Source organism: Acetobacter senegalensis, from assembly GCF_001499615.1.
Lineage (GTDB): Bacteria > Pseudomonadota > Alphaproteobacteria > Acetobacterales > Acetobacteraceae > Acetobacter > Acetobacter senegalensis.
Genome location: NZ_LN606600.1, coordinates 1465977 through 1482702, shown reverse-complemented (window position 1 = coordinate 1482702; position 16726 = coordinate 1465977). Strand labels below are relative to the sequence as shown.

The 16726-nt window shown below is 58.6% G+C and carries 12 protein-coding genes; 8 read left to right on the top strand and 4 right to left on the bottom strand.

Going from position 1 to position 16726, the window contains the following annotated elements; translation table 11 throughout:
- Positions 1 to 39 precede the first annotated feature (39 nt).
- From ASN_RS06580 to ASN_RS06545, 8 genes are all read left to right on the top strand, one after another.
- Positions 40 to 834, top strand: a complete 795-nt coding sequence (locus ASN_RS06580; RefSeq protein WP_231948415.1) for a TVP38/TMEM64 family protein — start codon at positions 40 to 42, stop codon at positions 832 to 834.
- Between the two features lie 133 nt (positions 835 to 967).
- Positions 968 to 2257, top strand: a complete 1290-nt coding sequence (locus ASN_RS06575) for a multidrug effflux MFS transporter (protein WP_006558707.1) — start codon at positions 968 to 970, stop codon at positions 2255 to 2257.
- Between the two features lie 112 nt (positions 2258 to 2369).
- Positions 2370 to 4619, top strand: a complete 2250-nt coding sequence (locus ASN_RS06570; protein ID WP_006558708.1) for an ATP-binding protein — start codon at positions 2370 to 2372, stop codon at positions 4617 to 4619.
- 167 nt (positions 4620 to 4786) lie between these two features.
- Positions 4787 to 5320, top strand: coding sequence for an adenine phosphoribosyltransferase (locus ASN_RS06565; protein WP_035380661.1), 534 nt, complete (start codon positions 4787 to 4789; stop codon positions 5318 to 5320).
- 138 nt (positions 5321 to 5458) lie between these two features.
- Positions 5459 to 7714 carry an FUSC family protein gene (locus tag ASN_RS06560; RefSeq protein ID WP_006558710.1) on the top strand — a complete coding sequence of 752 codons (2256 nt, stop codon included), beginning with the start codon at positions 5459 to 5461 and terminating at the stop codon, positions 7712 to 7714.
- Positions 7715 to 7920: 206 nt separating this feature from the next.
- On the top strand, positions 7921 to 8913 hold the full coding sequence (gene nadA / locus ASN_RS06555) for a quinolinate synthase NadA (protein WP_006558712.1): 993 nt from the start codon (positions 7921 to 7923) through the stop codon (positions 8911 to 8913).
- A 32-nt stretch (positions 8914 to 8945) separates the two neighbouring features.
- The gene (gene nadC, locus ASN_RS06550; RefSeq protein WP_058987639.1) at positions 8946 to 9803 is read left to right on the top strand and encodes a carboxylating nicotinate-nucleotide diphosphorylase; all 858 of its coding nucleotides are present in this window, start codon (positions 8946 to 8948) and stop codon (positions 9801 to 9803) included.
- A 296-nt stretch (positions 9804 to 10099) separates the two neighbouring features.
- Positions 10100 to 11350: a glycerate kinase type-2 family protein gene (locus ASN_RS06545; RefSeq protein WP_099048361.1), complete on the top strand. Its 1251-nt coding sequence runs from the start codon at positions 10100 to 10102 to the stop codon at positions 11348 to 11350.
- Between the two features lie 9 nt (positions 11351 to 11359).
- On the opposite strand, the gene ASN_RS06540 is transcribed toward ASN_RS06545, so the two are convergent.
- From ASN_RS06540 to ASN_RS06525, 4 genes are all read right to left on the bottom strand, one after another.
- The gene (locus ASN_RS06540) at positions 11360 to 11926 is read right to left on the bottom strand and encodes a uracil-DNA glycosylase family protein (RefSeq protein ID WP_227004933.1); all 567 of its coding nucleotides are present in this window, start codon (positions 11924 to 11926) and stop codon (positions 11360 to 11362) included.
- Positions 11927 to 11982: 56 nt separating this feature from the next.
- Positions 11983 to 12726 carry an NAD-dependent deacylase gene (locus ASN_RS06535; protein ID WP_058987636.1) on the bottom strand — a complete coding sequence of 248 codons (744 nt, stop codon included), beginning with the start codon at positions 12724 to 12726 and terminating at the stop codon, positions 11983 to 11985.
- Between the two features lie 198 nt (positions 12727 to 12924).
- The gene (locus tag ASN_RS06530; protein WP_006559610.1) at positions 12925 to 14340 is read right to left on the bottom strand and encodes a c-type cytochrome; all 1416 of its coding nucleotides are present in this window, start codon (positions 14338 to 14340) and stop codon (positions 12925 to 12927) included.
- A 56-nt stretch (positions 14341 to 14396) separates the two neighbouring features.
- Positions 14397 to 16625, bottom strand: coding sequence for a PQQ-dependent dehydrogenase, methanol/ethanol family (locus ASN_RS06525; RefSeq protein WP_006559609.1), 2229 nt, complete (start codon positions 16623 to 16625; stop codon positions 14397 to 14399).
- Positions 16626 to 16726: the final 101 nt, after the last annotated feature.

The window sequence follows — 16726 nt, the reverse complement described above, 5'->3', positions numbered from 1 at the left end:
GTCGGCATGACGCGGAAGGGAAGAGGACATGGCGGCCTTTTGCGCGCTGTTGCATCAGATGCCAAGGATTTAGACTGTGCTTGCGGCCATGGGCAAGAAGATGGTACCGCCGCACGGATGGACCAGCCTGATCGCTCCACTTCCTCTTCGGCTCCCAGCTCTGCCGCGCGGTTTCTGCGACCCTTGCTGATGTTGGGGCTGTTGGTGGCGGGAGCGTTGCTTCTTCGCAACATACCTGCCCTGCGGCATATGCTGGATAGCACTGCCTTACTGCAGGACGGCGTGTGGGGGCGTATGGTGTTTGTGGGCGGAGCGTCCCTGTGGTGTGCCTTTGGCCTGCCCCGGCAGGTTGCGGGCTTTGCGGCCGGGCTTGCCTACGGCGTGGGAGAAGGCACGGTGATGATAACACTTGCTTCCACCCTTGGATGTGTGGCCGGATTCCTCTGGGCGCGCTGGGGCGGTCAGGCCTGGGCGCGCGCCAGACTGGGGGCGCGGTTTGCGCGGATGGACGCCATGCTCAGCCAGCAGCCATTTTTGAGCATTCTTACCTTACGGCTGCTTCCGGTTGGGTCTGCGTTACTGCTGAACCTTCTGGGGGGTGTTTCGGGCATGAAGCTTCTGCCTTTTGTGGCCGCTACGGTGCTGGGGGGGCTGCCGCAGAACCTTGTGGCAGTGCTGCTGGGGTCTGGCATCCGGGTTGACGCTGTGTGGCAAGGTGTGCTTGGCGGGGGGCTGTTTGGCGTTTCCGCCCTGTTTGGCATGTGGTTATGGTGCAAGGCCCGTATTGCACGGCTGATGCCTGATAAGCAGGACCCTTCGGAAGGGAACGCCTGAAGGCGTTTTTCCTGTCCGGTAAGGCGTCATCCAGCGTGACGCAGTTCTGTGTTTCGTTTTTCTGCCTGTTTCTTTTGGGCTGGTTCCTTTTCTTTCTTTCCATCCTTTTTGTTTGTTTTCTGGAGCGCCGCAGATGGCTTCTGCCTCCGTCTCGCGAGAATCTGTTTCCCAATCGGCTGTCTTTCCGCAGGGGGTGCCTGGCTGGGTGCCATTGCTGCTGGGGTTTCTGACAGCCGTCGGCCCGATCTCCACAGATATCTATCTGCCCGCTTTCCCGGCGATGGAGGACACCTTCCATACCGATGCCGGCAATGTGCAGATGACATTGTCCATCTGGTTTGTGGGGCTGGCCATCGGGCAGTTGAGTGTTGGACCTTTGTCTGACCGCTACGGCCGCCGCATGCCCATGCTGATTGGCAATCTGATCTATACGGTCGCATCTGCTGTATGTGCCTTCGCGCCGGATATCCTGACATTCTCCATCGCGCGGTTTGTGGCCTCTCTCGGTGCGTCTGCCAGTCTGGTTATCCCCACGGCGTGCGTGCGGGATATGGTGCCAGACCGGAATGCAGGTGCCAAAATGCTCTCCCGGCTGGTGATGGTGATGGGTGTGGTGCCCATTCTTGCCCCCATGCTTGGGGGGCTGGTGGTTGCCGTGGCGTCCTGGCGGGTGATTTTCTGGGCGTCTGCTGCCTATGGGGCCATCTGCGTTCTGTGCGTTCTGTTCCTGCTGCCCGAAACGCTGCCGTTCCAGAAACGGGTTGCGCTCTCTCCCGTCACGCTGGTCACACGGTACCTCACGCTGTTGCGGGATCGGGGATTTACCTCCCATGCCATGGTGACGGGTTTTTCCACGTTCATGCAGTTCAGCTACCTGACGGCGGCGTCTTTCGTGTTCATCAAGATTTTTGGGTTCTCGCCGCTGCATTTTTCCATGCTGTTTGGGGTGTTCTCCGTGTTCATGATCGGCGCGTCCCAGGTGAACGGTATTTTGGTGGGGCGGATCGATTCGGCACGTTTGCTGCAAGGGGCCGTTATTGTTTCCCTGCTGGGGGGAGCCTTGCTGGTGGCGGTTGTGGCGTGGGGGAAATGGTATGCAGGCCCTGCATGGCGGCATGATCAGGTGTGGCTGATGATCGGGGCCATGCTGCTGACACTGGCCCCCACGGGCATTATTTTCCCTAACGCCATGATGGGCGCACTGGCGGACCATCCCAGCCTTGCTGGTGCGGCTGCGGCACTGGCGGGCACCATGCAATATGTTATGGGCGCGTTGGCCGGGGCGCTGCTGGGCATGTTTCCAACCACATCCGCTCTCCCCATGGCGGGGTGCATGTTCTTTGGCACGGTCATGATGTTGTTTGTCTGTGCGCTGCGGCCCAAGGCATTAGAGCCACAATCACAGGAGAGCGGGGCAGGCTGACGCACTTTTTTCGCCTTGTGGACAGGCGTTATGCGGCTTAGGCGCTTGACGGATGGCGTCAGGCTTGCACAGTCCTGATTTTCCGCAGCGGAAGAGGGAGCTTGTCGGTTCCATGGCACGGCATCCAGCAAGACGGGCCCATGTTCTGGCACTTATTGGTGCCGGCCTATTGATTGTAACGTTTGGTACAATGGGCATTGAACTGGGTAATGAAATGGCCCGCCATGGGGATCTGGATCGGCAGAGTACTGCCGCCGGCAGCTATCTGCGCAATCTCCATCACGCCACCAGTGAAGCGCGTATCTGTTATTATAGCTGGCTGGCACGCAAGCAGGAGCAGGATGCAGCCTGCTACACTCGTGCCCTCAGCCAGCTTGCTGCCGCCCGCAGCGGGTATGATGGGTTCAAGGCCGTGCAACTGCGCGAAGGCGCGGGAAGAGCCGAACCCCTGACAGCCGTGGCGCACGAACTGGACGAAGTGGCAGGCTGGAAGCCAGAGGCAGCCGCCATGCCAGCGGGCGGTGAACAGGCTCTGACGGCGCTGGACAATAATCTCTCTGTTCTCAGCCATGTCAGCACCATGGATCAGGCTGACCGCGTGGCGAATATGCTGCGTAATACAAGCTGGCAGCGCAGGCTGGGGCTGTTGGGTATTCTGACAGGTGTGCTCAGTCTGATTTCCGCAGGCTGGGTGTTGGATCGTTCCTCTCTTGCCGCTGCACGGGCGGAAGCCTCATCGCGTGATCTGGCGCTGCGGCTGCGCGCCACGCTGGATAGCCTGAGCCTTGGCGTGGCGGTATTCGGTGCCGATGGCCGCCTCTGGCACTGGAATGAACAGCTTGGCACCGTGCTGGGGTTGGAGAGGGATTTCCTGAAATTCGGTCTGCCGTACGACACGTTGAGTGCTGCGCTGGTGGTCGGTGGTGTCCCGCTGCTGGAACCTTTTGAACATATTGAGGCCAGTCTTTCCCTCGGCCAGTCTGTTCCGCCCGTGATGGTGGAATGTAAGGGGATAAACGGGGCGGATCTGGAATTGTGCCGCACCCTGTTTTTTGCGCCGGATGGTGCGGCAGCCCGCCGTGGGTTTGTGCTGACAGCGGCGGATATCAGCATGCGCCTGCGTAGTGAGCGCGCCTTGGGGGAAGCCCAGAAATTGCGCGCGCTGGGGCAGCTTACGGCAGGCATCGCACATGACTTCAAAAATCTGCTGACCGTTATTCTGGGCAATCTGGAACTTGCCGCAGATCATGACCAGCCAGACCATGTGGAGCAAAGGCAGGAATATCTTTCCGCCGCAACACATGCCGGAAGACGATCAGAGGCACTGACTGGCCAGTTGCTGTCTTTCATGCGGCGGCAGAGCAGCACGCCCGATTCGCTCTCTCTGTCTGATCTCTTCTCCTTTCTTGGTGGGTTGCTTGGCCGCATCATCGGGCCGCGTATTGTGGTGGAATGCGGCAATGGGTCTGATATCTGGCCTGTCAGGGCGGACCCCGCCCAGCTTGAGAGCGCAGTGCTCAATCTGGCCATCAATGCGCGGGATGCCATGCCTACGGGGGGGCGGCTGCGGATTGTGGCCCGTAACGTGACGTTCTCTGTCAATGCCGATCTGATGAGCCTGCCCGTGGAAGACGGACGGAATCGTCGTGTTGTGTCAGACCCCACACCTCTGCCTGCCGGAGATTGGGTGCGGCTGGACGTGATTGATAGTGGATGCGGCATGACGGACGAAGTGCTGCACCATCTGTTTGAGCCGTTCTTCACCACCAAGGAGGAAGGTGCTGGCACCGGGCTGGGGATGGCCATGGTTCTGGCCTTTTCCCAGCAGGTTAAAGGTCGGGTGGTTGTGGCAACAGGTGAGCGACGCGGCACGGAGGTGTCTCTGTGGTTGCCGCGTGCCGTAGCGGTTGATGAGGTGACCGGGGTGCAGCAAACGCTTCTGCCGCGTGCCACGCCACCTGCGGTCAAACCACAGGTGCGGCCCATTCAGGTGCTGGTGGTGGAAGATGATGCTGCGATTCGGGATATTGTTGTCACCATTCTGGGCATGGCGGGCCACCGCGTGCTGGAGGCGGCGGATGGAGAACAGGCATTCGATGTTGCCGCCTCGGCCGAAGGTAAGCTGGACCTGCTGGTGACAGACCTGCAACTGCCCGGCCCACTGGATGGATTGACGCTCTCCCGCGTGCTGGCTGGCCGGTATGAGGATCTGGCCGTGGTGTATATGTCGGGCGACCTGACGCCAGACAGCCCAAGCCCCGCTGGGGCCGTGGAGGGCGCGCACCTTCTGGCCAAACCCTTCCGGCGGGACGGGCTGATGCGGGCGGTGACCTCCGCCCTGAGTGCGCGGGCCGGGGTCTGATTCGTCACGGTTCTCTCTTGCGGAAGGCGGGGGTGCGGGCTAGAGCGTGTGCCGGTTGCCATACAAGCCTTGATCAAAGGTGTGAGAGGCAGGATGAAACGGGCCGTCTGGCGGGCTGAGCAAGTAGCCCCGGCGTGCTGTACAAGCAGGAAGGAAGAGTACGGAACATGACGAAGCGCGAGGAGATTGATCTTAAGCGTTATATTCGGAATATTCCGGATTTTCCCAAACCCGGTATCCTGTTTTACGATATTTCCACCCTGATGCGGGAACCGGATGCATGGCAGATCGCCATGGGTCGTCTGGCGCGTCAGGTTGCTCCGTGGGAGCCGGATATGCTGGCTGCTGTGGAATCGCGCGGGTTTCTGACCGCCGCTCCGCTGGCGGATCGGCTTGGTTGCGGGCTTCTGATGCTGCGCAAACCAGGCAAGCTGCCGGGTGGCACCATTTCTCATACCTATGATCTGGAATATGGCAGCGATACGCTCCAGATTCAGGATGATGCCATCAAACCCGGCCAGCGTGTTGTGGTGATGGATGATCTGCTGGCAACCGGCGGCACACTGGCAGCCTCCATCACGCTGCTGCGTAAGGCTGGTGCGAATGTGGTCGGGGCTTCCCTGCTGGTGGAGCTGACAGGTCTTGGCGGCCGCGACAAGCTGGACGTGCCGGTTAAAAGTCTGGTTACGTACGAAGAGTAATACTGCCAGATTCGGTTTGTTCTTTCTGATCATACAAGCAGAAAGAACATACGAGGTTTGAGTACTGTTTTTCCTTGCCATGATGTATGTGAAACTCATGGCAGGATTACAGACCTCTGATGGCTGGCGACTGGCTGCATGAGAAGTGCGGCGTTTTCACTCAGCCAGTTTTATCAGGCTCTTGCGGCAATGGTCCGGCAGACGCTTCTGGGCGGAGGGCCGCCCCGTAAGCTGGATCATCTGCGCTGGTTGATTGCGCCTGATCTTCTCTCCTTTGGATACGCACTGCGTACCACCATTTCCGCACTTATAGCGTTGGGCATTGCCCTGTGGTGGGAACTGGGCAGCCCCCAATGGGCGGCGCTGACAGTCTGGATGGTGGCCCAGGGCACACGGGGCAAATCCATTGCCAAGGCCCGCTGGCACATGTTCGGCATGGTGGTGGGCACCATCTGCGCCGTGGTGCTGGTGGCCTGTATGCCGCAGGCGCCCCTGCTGTATATTCTGTGTCTGGCCGGTGGAATCGGCATTTTCTGTTTTATCGGAACCCTGCTGCCTGGCCCCGCCGCCATGACCAATTACCGTATTCATGGCATGCGGGCATCCGGTTTTACCTATGCCATTATCGCGTTGGATGGGGTTCTGGCACCGGACCATATTTTTGAAATTGCCATGGCGCGCGCCACGTACATCACGCTTGGCATTGTGGTGGAAACCACCATCTCCTCCCTGTTCCAGTATCAGTTGGGCACGCGCGCCCGTAACCGGCTGGCGACCAATTTTGTGCAGGCCATGGGGGGCGCTACGCGTGCTCTGGTGAACATGCTGCGAGGGGACCATAACGCCATTACCCGGTCTCCGGATGTGCTGACCACCATTCTGACCCTGAGCGATCAGGTGGAGTTTGCCGAAATTGAAATGGGCAAACACGAGCATGAAGGGGACCACGCCCGCGCCGCACTGGCGGCCATTACGGTGCTGATGTCTCGCGGCATGGAGCTTTCCGCTCTGCTGGCCGTGCCGGATAGTCAGGGCGTGCATTACAAGCAGACAGCCGAGCAGGTCAGCCTCTTTCTGCAAGGTCTCCCCGGCAGGCTGGGGGACGATCAGCCCATAAAACCGGTGCTGGATGAACTGACCCTGCTGGATGCCACCTGCCGGGAACTGGCGGCCACCAGTCTGCAAGAAGAAATGGTGGCCGCCACGCATCCCCCGGTTGATCTGCCGCAGGAACGCCGCCTCTCGCGGGAAGGGCAGCTTTTACACAAGCTGGATGAACTGCTGGACGAACTGCGTCTCTCGCTGGAGCAGTTTGAAATGAGCCGCCACCCGCAGCCGCATGATCATTTCCGCTACGGTATGCGGACGTATCGTGACTGGCGTGTGGCGTTCACCAACAGCCTGCGGGCCTCAGTCACCATTTTCTGCTCGGGTTTGATCTGGATGACAACCGCGTGGCCGGATGGTCTGACCTTCATGATGTTTGTCTCCATTGTGTGCGCCCTGTTCTCCACGCTGGAGCAACCAGCCTTGGCCACGCAGGCGTTTCTGCACGGCACTGTGTGCGTGATTGGTATGTGCGGGCTGCTGGACCTTTGGGTCATGGCCCAACCCACCACATACGAGATGCTGGCCATGTGTCTGGCTATTCCCATGTTGGTGGGCGGGTTGGCGTTTGCCTATGCGCCACTGGTACTGGCGGCTGTGGCGTACAATCTGTTTCTGCCCATTCTGGTTGGTCCACTCAATCAGGGCCGCATGGACGAGGTCATGTATTTCAACACGGCTCTGCCGCTGTTGCTGGCCATGATGTTCGCCATGTGGATGTATCGTGTCTTCCTGCCGTTTGATCCCGATGGTCTGCGGTGGGATATGCGGCTGGATATTCTGCGCTGGCTGCGCAGGCTTGCCGCATGGCGGTATCCGCCTTTGCCGTCAGAGGTTGTGGGGCGCGGCGTGGATAATTTTGTGCGCCTGTCATCCATGACGGGCGGCAAACGCTCCTACGTGCTGGAAAGCTACCTCAGCGGTGTGCTGTCCAGCATGACCATCGGGCTGAATGTGCTGCGCCTGCGCAGTATTCTGGCGCGTGGTGTGCTTCCCCCCGGCCCGCAGCGGGCGACGCAGGCCATGATGAACCGCATGCAGCGTTTTACGGGCCGTTATGGTGGCCAGTATGGCCGCACTTCCCGCGCTACCCATCTGGCGGTGCTCTATCTGGTGCAGCGTGAACAGGTGGAAACCAATCTGTCAGTGCGGGTGGAAATGCTACGGGCACTCGCCAGCCTGCGCGTGATTGAAACGGAACTGGCCCAGAACCGGGCATTCTTCGATGCTTCCTCCCCTTATCTGGACCCTGCCTTCCCGGAAAAAACAGTGCCTGCTTCTGCCTGATGCTCTGGCGCAATGGGCTTGGGCTTCACACATATGTGTCGCCCCCATGTGGGCTTGCCCCCTACAGGTCTTGGTGTAGAGGGGGTAGGGTCCGGCCTTTCAGCCTGCGGCTGTTTTCCTTATGGAAGCTGGCAGGGCTGGCTCTGAATGATTTGTTCCCGTAAAGACGTGCTTCGGCCTTCATCCCTACGGTTGGAAAAGACCATATGATCAGGTTCCCTGACTCCACGCTTTGGCAAGAACGGGCGGATGCCCTGTATGACCGCGTGCGCCACGTGGTTCCGGCAATGGAATGGCCTGCGTTTGCAGATGATATTGCGGCCATTCTGGAACTCAAGCAGAAGCATAACGCCGTTATTCTGGCCCATAATTACCAGACCCCGGAAATCTTCCACTGTGTGGCGGATATCACGGGCGATTCCCTCGCTCTGGCGCGTAAGGCGCAGGAGGTTGAGGCGGATATCATGGTCATGGCCGGTGTGGCGTTCATGGCGGAAACCTCCAAACTGCTGAACCCGTCCAAGACCGTTCTTCTTCCCTCGGCAGAGGCAGGATGTTCACTGGCGGAATCCATCACGGCGGCAGATGTGCGCCTGATGCGGCAGCGTTACCCCGGCGTGCCGGTTGTGACCTATGTGAACACGTCCGCTGCCGTGAAGGCGGAGAGTGACATCTGCTGCACGTCCGGTAACGCCCGACAGGTGATTGAAAGCCTGGGCGTGGACGAAGTGATCATGATCCCGGATGAGTTTCTGGCCCAGAATGTGGCGAACGAAACCGGCGTGAAGGTAATCACCTGGAAAGGCCATTGTGAGGTGCATGAGCGCTTCACACCCCAGGAAATTCGGGACTGGCGCAAAGCCTATCCAGATCTGGTGGTGCTGGCCCACCCGGAATGTCCGCCAGAAGTGGTGGCGGAGGCTGATTTTGCGGGCTCCACGGCGGGCATGTCAGATTTTGTGGCGTCCGGCAAAGCCGCGCGCGTGCTGCTGGTGACCGAGTGCTCCATGAGCGACAATCTGGCCGCTCTGCATCCGGACGTGGAACTGATCCGCCCCTGTAATCTCTGCCCGCACATGAAGCGTATTACGCTTGGCTCCATTCGTAAGGCGCTTGAAAATATGGAAGTAAAGGTGGAAGTGGAGGCTGATGTGGCCGACCGCGCCCGACTGGCGATTGAACGGATGCTGGCGGTATAAGAGACCTTTTTCACACGATGGATGACTGCCGAATGCTGCCTTCCCTGCCCGATATCATGCTTGAACCGCTGGTGCGGGCGGGCCTTCTGGAAGATCTGGGGCGCGGGGGTGATCTGACCACCAATGCCGTAATTGGCCCGGAGGACAGGCTGCGCGTGGTGATGCGCAGCCGGGAAGACGGTGTGCTGGCCGGACTGGATCTGGCGCGGCTTTCCTTTCATCTCATTGATCCTTCGCTGAACTTCCAACGCCTGAAGAAGGAAGGGGAAACCTTGGCCGCCGGAGATGTTGTGGCGGTGGTGGAAGGCAGCGCCCGCGCCATCCTGACAGGCGAGCGCGTGGGGCTGAATTTTCTGTCTCATCTGAGCGGGATTGCTACAGCGACGGCCGCCATTGTGCGCAGTATGGCTGGCACCAAAGCGCGTCTATGCTGCACGCGTAAAACGATGCCCGGCCTGCGGGCCATTCAGAAATATGCTGTGCGGGCTGGCGGTGGTGTCAGCCACCGTATGGGGCTGGATGATGCCATTCTGATCAAGGACAACCACATTGCACTGGTGGGCAGTGTGCAGGAGGCAGTCGCCCGGGCACGTGCGGCGGCAGGCCATATGGTGAAAATTGAGGTTGAGGTGGATACGCCAGAGCAGTTGCGTGCCCTGCTGGCGGGCGAGAAGGTGGATGCCGTTCTGCTGGATAATATGTCTCTGGCCGATCTGCGCACCTGTGTTGACATGATAGATGGCCGTTTGCTGGTGGAAGCGTCTGGCGGAATCACGCCCCAGACAGCACCAGCCATTGCCCAAACGGGGGTGGATCTGCTGTCTGTCGGGTGGTTGACTCACTCCGTCAAAGCCCTTGATTTCGGTCTGGATTTTGAAAAAATTCTTTAAGAGTCTCAGCGCCCCCTCTGTTGCTGAAGAGTAAGCTCCTCTCTCCAGTGGTCACGCAGCGCCTCACCGGGATGTGATGAGGGCACTCTGTAGCGCCTAACGCAATCCTGTTGTTTCCTGCGTTCACAAGACACCATGAAAAACACGGCGTTCGGCTGACCTGGGTTGGTCAGAGAAGAAAAACAAGAAATGCCGGAAAAGGAGTGTTCCTGATGTGTGCTCAACCCACTTCATCTGTTTCGGCAAAGCCCGATTCATCATGGTCTGCGGCGCAGATCCGGGCTTTTCTGAGAGAGATGTTTGATGCGGCTGTCGCGAGCGCCAGTCCGTCTCGGGTATTGGCGCAGGCTCTGCCGGAAAAGCCAAAGGGGCGGTGCGTTGTGGTTGGGGCGGGCAAGGCTTCTGCCGCAATGGCAGCCGCGCTGGAAGAGGCATGGCCGGATGTTCCGCTGGGCGGCGTAGTGGTCACGCGTGATGAACATGCTGTGCCCACGCAGCATATTACCATTCTGGAAGCCTCTCATCCGGTGCCGGATGAGCGAAGTGAAGCGGCTGCCCGCGCCATCCTGAAAGCAGTGGAAGGGCTGAGCGCGGATGATCTGGTGATCGCCCTGATTTCAGGCGGAGGCTCTTCCCTGCTTGCTTTGCCAGCCGAAGGACTAAGTCTGGATGAAAAAAAGAAGATCGGGAAAGATCTGCTTCATTCAGGTGCGACCATTACGGAAATGAACACTGTGCGCCGCCACCTTTCCGGCATTAAGGGGGGCCGCTTGGCACAGGCGGCTTTTCCCGCACGGGTGGCGACTTTTGTGATCAGCGATGTGCCGGGTGATGATCCTGCCGTTATTGCCAGCGGCCCTACGGTGCCAGACAACACAACAGCGCTGGATGCCTTGCGGATTGTGCGCAAATACGATCTGGCCTTGCCGGAAGCAGCACTTGCGCATCTCAAACATGAGGCCGACCGCACACACGGGCACACGCCTGATGTGGCGGAAGGCAACAGCGTGACGATGATCGCAACACCTTTTCTGGCGCTTCAGGCCGCGGCGGAGCGTGCCCGTCAGGCAGGCGTCACCCCGCTTGTTCTGGGCGATGCGCTGGAAGGGGAAAGCAGTGCGGCCGGTGTGGTGTTGGCTGGCATTGCGCGCTCAGTCAAAATGCATGGTGTGCCTGTGGCGGCTCCTGCTGTTCTGTTGAGCGGGGGAGAGATGACGGTCACCATCAGAAAAGGCGAAAAACCGGGCCGTGGTGGGCGGAATACGGAGTTTCTACTGGCCTGCGCTCAGGCACTGGATGGCGAGCAGGGCATATGGGCTCTGGCCGGGGATAGTGACGGCATTGATGGCACAGAAGATGCCGCAGGTGCCATTGTGACACCCGATACGCTCTCACGCGGGAAAAAACGAGATCTGGATGCGCAGGATTTCCTTAAAAACCATGACAGCTACAGCTATTTCAAGGAAATAGGAGATCTCGTCATAACCGGGCCAACGCTGACAAACGTGAATGACATTCGTATTCTGCTGGTGCTGCCAACGGAATAAAACACGGCTTTATCGGCCCAGTATCTTATCAACGCGGCACCGGAGGGCAGGAATAACCCGATCCTGAAACTCCGGTGTTGCGCGTTCCCATGCCCCCGTGCGCCATGAGGGATGAGGAAGCGGAAAATAGTCAGGCAGATAATTCTCAAAATTCAGGGTGCGTTCGTAAACCTTTCCTTTTCCCAGTGTATAGTTTTGTGAATAGGAGCCTACCAGAAGGGTCATCTGGATATTGGGCAGGAAGGAAAGAATACGTTCTCGCCAGAGCGCCGCACATTCAGGCGGAGGCGGTCGGTCTCCTCCTTTGGGCAGAACGCCCGGATAGCATAATCCCATAGGGACAATGGCAATCTGGTCTTTATCGTAAAAAAGATCGCGGTCCATGTTCAGCCAGGATCGCAACCGCTCGCCTGAGGCATCATTGAACGGAATACCCGTTTCATGCACGCGGGTGCCGGGGGCTTGTCCGGCAATCAGCAAACGGGCTTTAGGAGAAAAATTGATAACAGGTCTGGGCGCAAAGGGGAGTTTGCCAGCACAGGCCGTACAACTCCGCACGGTTTTGAGAAAACCCATGAGGTCTTCATCACTGATGGCAGACGAGGAACAGGGGGGTGTAACAAAGAGGGTTTTCATGGTGTGAGCAATCCACTCACGTAGCGCGGAACAACCTTGGTGGCCGGACCGTACAAGACTTCATCAAACTGGCCAGATGCGGCAGATGGCGCCAGATTCAGTTCAACGGTATGGGCGTGCGCGCCAGCCGCCTGCACAAAACCAGCGGCGGGCCATACCGTTGCAGACGTGCCGATGGCGATAAAAAGGGTGCAGCGAGCAAGCGCTTTTTCAATACGTTCCATGTGGTAAGGCATCTCTCCAAACCAGACCACATCCGGCCGTAAGGCTGCTGCGCCACAATGGGGGCAAGGCGTGGTTGGAAAACAGTCTGTTATCCACTGAAAACTCCGGTGGCACGCTGTACAGCGCACCCGTTCCAGCTCACCATGCATATGCACAAGGCTGCGACTGCCTGCGCGCTCATGCAAAGGGTCAATATTTTGCGTGATCAGCAGAAAGCGGTCATCTGCCTCATGCTGCATTTGGTCCCGTAACGCAGTTTCCAACATTGCCAGAGCCTTATGGGCTGCGTTGGGTTCAACAGTCTGCGCCTCCTTGCGTCGATGATTATAAAAATCGTCCACAAGGGCTGGGTTTCTGGAAAATCCTTCAGGAGTGCAGACATCTTCAATGCTGTGTGACGCCCATAATCCGCCTTCATCCCGAAAGGTGGCAAGGCCGGATTCCTGACTGATGCCAGCGCCAGTCAGAATAACAATCCGTTCAGAAAGCAGGGAGGAGGGGAATGGAGCGGCCATATTTCAGCATATGTGATGCCGTGCGGCTTTGCACAAGGAGCGAAGAGTGTGTGCTTGCTCGTGGTGCCAGAAGGAGGTGTGAAGCAGCTTTGTGGCGTGCTGAGGGGTAAGCATAAAAAAACACCGTGCTGGTTGCCCAACGCGGTGTTTTTAGCAGGTCCTCGCTCTTTTAAAGGAGCGAGGAAGAAAAAGTCGCTCTTACTGAGCTTCGTCTTCACCCGTGTGGGTCTGCGGAGCAAAGGTCCAGCCTGCGCCATAAGGCTGCGGATGGAAGACACCCCATGTAGCCGTGTCATTTCCACCGAAGCCCCATGAGTAGGTGGAGATCGGTGCATGATCAACGCGCAGCTTCTGAATGTCTGCTGCCGTAACATTGGCCGGAGCCTTGTTACCCCAGGAGGTGCGGATGAAGTTGACCACGTCCGCAATCTGCTGGTCAGACAGAACATTCTTGTAGCCAGGCATGGCCACGGCAGAAGGTGCCCAGTTTGTGGGCGGCAGAACCGCACCGGCCACAATGATGTGGGCAACGGATGTCGGGTTTTCAGACACCACAACCGGGTTGCCAGCCAGCGGCGGGAACATACGGGCTACACCACCACCATCGTTACGGTGACAGATGGCGCACTGTTCAACATATTCCTTGGCACCCGGCATGCCGGAGGTGTTGTTGGAATCCAGAGCCTGAGCGGTGGAGGCATCATATTTGTAATCACCACGCGCCGGCGGTACCGGCGGCAGGGCTTTCAGATATTTTGCCATGGCGCGCAGATCACTGTCCGTGAAGTACTGCGTGCTCCAGCCCACCACGTCAGCCATGCCACCAAACACGGCAGAATGGTCAATACGGCCAGATTTCAGGAACTGGTAGATATCATCCTCAGACCAGCGGCCCAGACCCAGAACGGGGTCATTGCGCAGGCTTGGGGCGATCCAGTTATCAATCGGGGCACCACCGCTCAGGAAGTCAGCACCGCCGGACGCATCAAGCGCTTTTTCCTGCATGCCAAAGCCGCGCGGGGTATGGCAGGCGCCGCAGTGACCGGGGCCTGTCACCAGATATTCGCCGCGAGCGATATCCGCATCAGTGCCCGGAGCTGGTGTGAAGTCCTTGGGGGCCGGTGCAAACACGGACCGCCAGATGGACAGCGGCCAGCGCATGGACAGCGGCCAGGAAATGCCAGCCGGTTTGTTGGGCTGAGCCACCGGCTTCACGCCATGCATGAAGTAGGCATACAGCGCCTTCATGTCATCCTGCGTCATGCGGGCGAAGGACGGATACGGCATGGCCGGATACAGCGTGCTGCCGTCCTTGCGCACGCCATGGCGTACGGCTTCGTCAAATTCCTTGAACGTGTAGGTCCCGATCCCGTGGGTGGGGTCAGGGGTGATGTTGGTGGAGTAGATGGTGCCAATGGGGGTCTGGATGGACAGACCGCCAGCATACACCTGACCGTGCAGCGCCGTATGACAGGCTACACAGTCCCCCAGGCGCGCAACATACGCGCCTTTTTTCACCAGTTCATCGTCAGCGCTTTGTGCGTGCGCCAGAGAAGTGCCTGCCAGAAGCCCGACAGCGACCGCTCCCAGAGCGGCTTTTAGTCCTTTGATCATCGTTTTTACCACTGTGTCGCTTGTGTGCCGAATGACGTCATGACTGTGCCGGACCATTACGGCGTAATGCCGAGAGTCGGGTTTTCGGGAATGCCCTTGTCATTCTTGCGAGCATCCACTTCACGCTGATAGGTGTCGTTCGCACGCTTGATGATGAACTGACGAATGTCTTCAATTTCATCAGGCTTCATGCTGGTGTCGAACCGATCCATCCCGTAAGCCGTCAGGGCACCGCGACCCACTACGTTGTAGAACGCATCCTGGTGGCGGATGGAACCAGACCAGCGCAGATCCGGCAGCACACCGGCACCTTCTGCGTTATCGCCATGGCAGGCGGCGCAATAGGTCTGGAACTGGAAGTAACCGTTATCGGTCACCTTGGTGTCATACTGCGCAGGCGGTTTGACGGGCAGGAAGCCTTTGTCATTCTGCGGAGGCAGTTCAGCTTTTCCATCCAGGGAGAAAGCAACAACGCGGGAGTGGTTGACTGTCCAGCCAGACGTACGGGCCAGACCGCCGAGGAAGAACGGATAGATACCGCCCCAGCCCACTTCTACAGCCACATACTGCTTGCCCTGCGCCTTGTAGGTGATGGGCGGAGCAATAATGCCGCTCTGTGCATCAAAGTGGAACAGGTCTGCGCCGTTGGTGGCGTCATAAGCGTGGAATTCGCCGTTTGCCAGACCCTGGAACAGCAGATCACCACCGGTAGCAAGGATACCGCCGTTCCACGGACCTTTGTGGTCAACAACCCAGGCAGCTTCCTGCTTCTTGGGGTCCCAGGCTACAATCCAGCCTTTCAGATCCTTCATGAATGCGGTGCGGGCTTCCGGGGTATCCGGCAGACCGGCCTTGTTCATGTCCAGACCGAGGTTCCAGGAATCAGGATGCGCCTTGAAGCCGCCAACCTGGTTTTTATACAGGAAGGGAACCTGCTGGGCCGGGATATAAACCAGGCCTGTCTTGGGGCTGTAAGCCATGGCAGCAAAGTTATGGCCACCAAGGTCACCCGGAATGCCATACCATTCCTTGCCGTTGAGCGTGTACAGCGCATCCGGGTTGTAGATCGGACGGCCCGTCTTGGGGTCCAGACCCTGTGCCCAGTTAACGTAAACGTAGTTCTTGCCGGACAGGAATTCACCCGTCTTGGCGTCCAGAATGTAGAAGAAGCCGTTCTTGGGCGCATGCACGATCACGTGGCGGTTTTCACCGTTGATCGGCATATCAAGCGTCATGATCTGCTGGACAGAGGTGTAATCCCACTGGTCCATCGGCGTTTCCTGGAAGTGCCAGACATATTCGCCGGTTTCAGGCTTGACCGCCACAATGCTGCCCAGGAACAGGTTATCACCAATTCCATCCGTGCGGTATTTGTAGTTCCACGGAGAACCGTTACCAACAGCCAGGTAAACCAGATCAGCCACCGGATCATACACGATGGAGTCCCAAACCGTGCCGCCGCCGCCCTGCTTCGTCCAGGCGCCGGTGGGGCTCCAGGTCTTGTAGGCTTTGTTCATCAGCACGTTGTCTGATGCAGCGTGGTCAGCTTCGTTCTTGTTGTTGGGAACGGTATAGAAGCGCCATTTCAGCTTGCCGGTTTCTGCATCAAAGGCAGACACAAAGCCACGGGCACCGAATTCAGAGCCACCATTGCCGATCAGCACCAGGCCTTTGGCAACGCGCACGGCACCGTCAACGGTGTAGGAGCGCTGCTGCCCGAGGGAGGCTTCCTTGGGAATGGTGTTGACTTCCCAGACCTTCTTGCCGGTCTTGGCGTCCAGAGCGACCAGGCGACCATCGAACGTGCCGAAGAACACCTTGCCGTTCCAGTAGCCTGCACCACGGTTAACCGTGTCACAGCAGCCTTTGTCAGCAATGTTGCCGGGAACGCGCGGATCATACTGCCACAGCAGCTTGCCGGTGGCTGCGTCCAGCGCCTTCATTTTGGACCAGTTGGTGGTGGCGTACATGACCCCATCCACAACCAGAGGAGTACCTTCCTGGCCGCGGTTGGTATCAAGATCAAAATACCAGGCCAGTTTCAGGTTACCCACGTTGGACTTGTTAATTTCGTCCAGCGGGCTGTAGCGCTGCTCGGTATAGGTCCGACCATAGCTCAGCCAGTTTTCAGGATGATCATCCGCGTGGATGATCGCTTCCCCGGTGTTGCCCAGGCTGTCAGCATGGGCGGGGAGAGCTGCCAGAGGCAGCGGTGCGGCGCAGATCGTTCCGGCCGCGAGAATTCCTAGCAGCGAACGTCTCTTGGCGGAGGCGGGGCGGGTCATGCGTTAGTGTCCTCGACTGGTATTAAGGTGAGGAAAAAAGACAATTAAAAGCCGGAAGACCGGTTTCCTACACTCAGCCAATGAGGCTCCGCCCTGTCAAT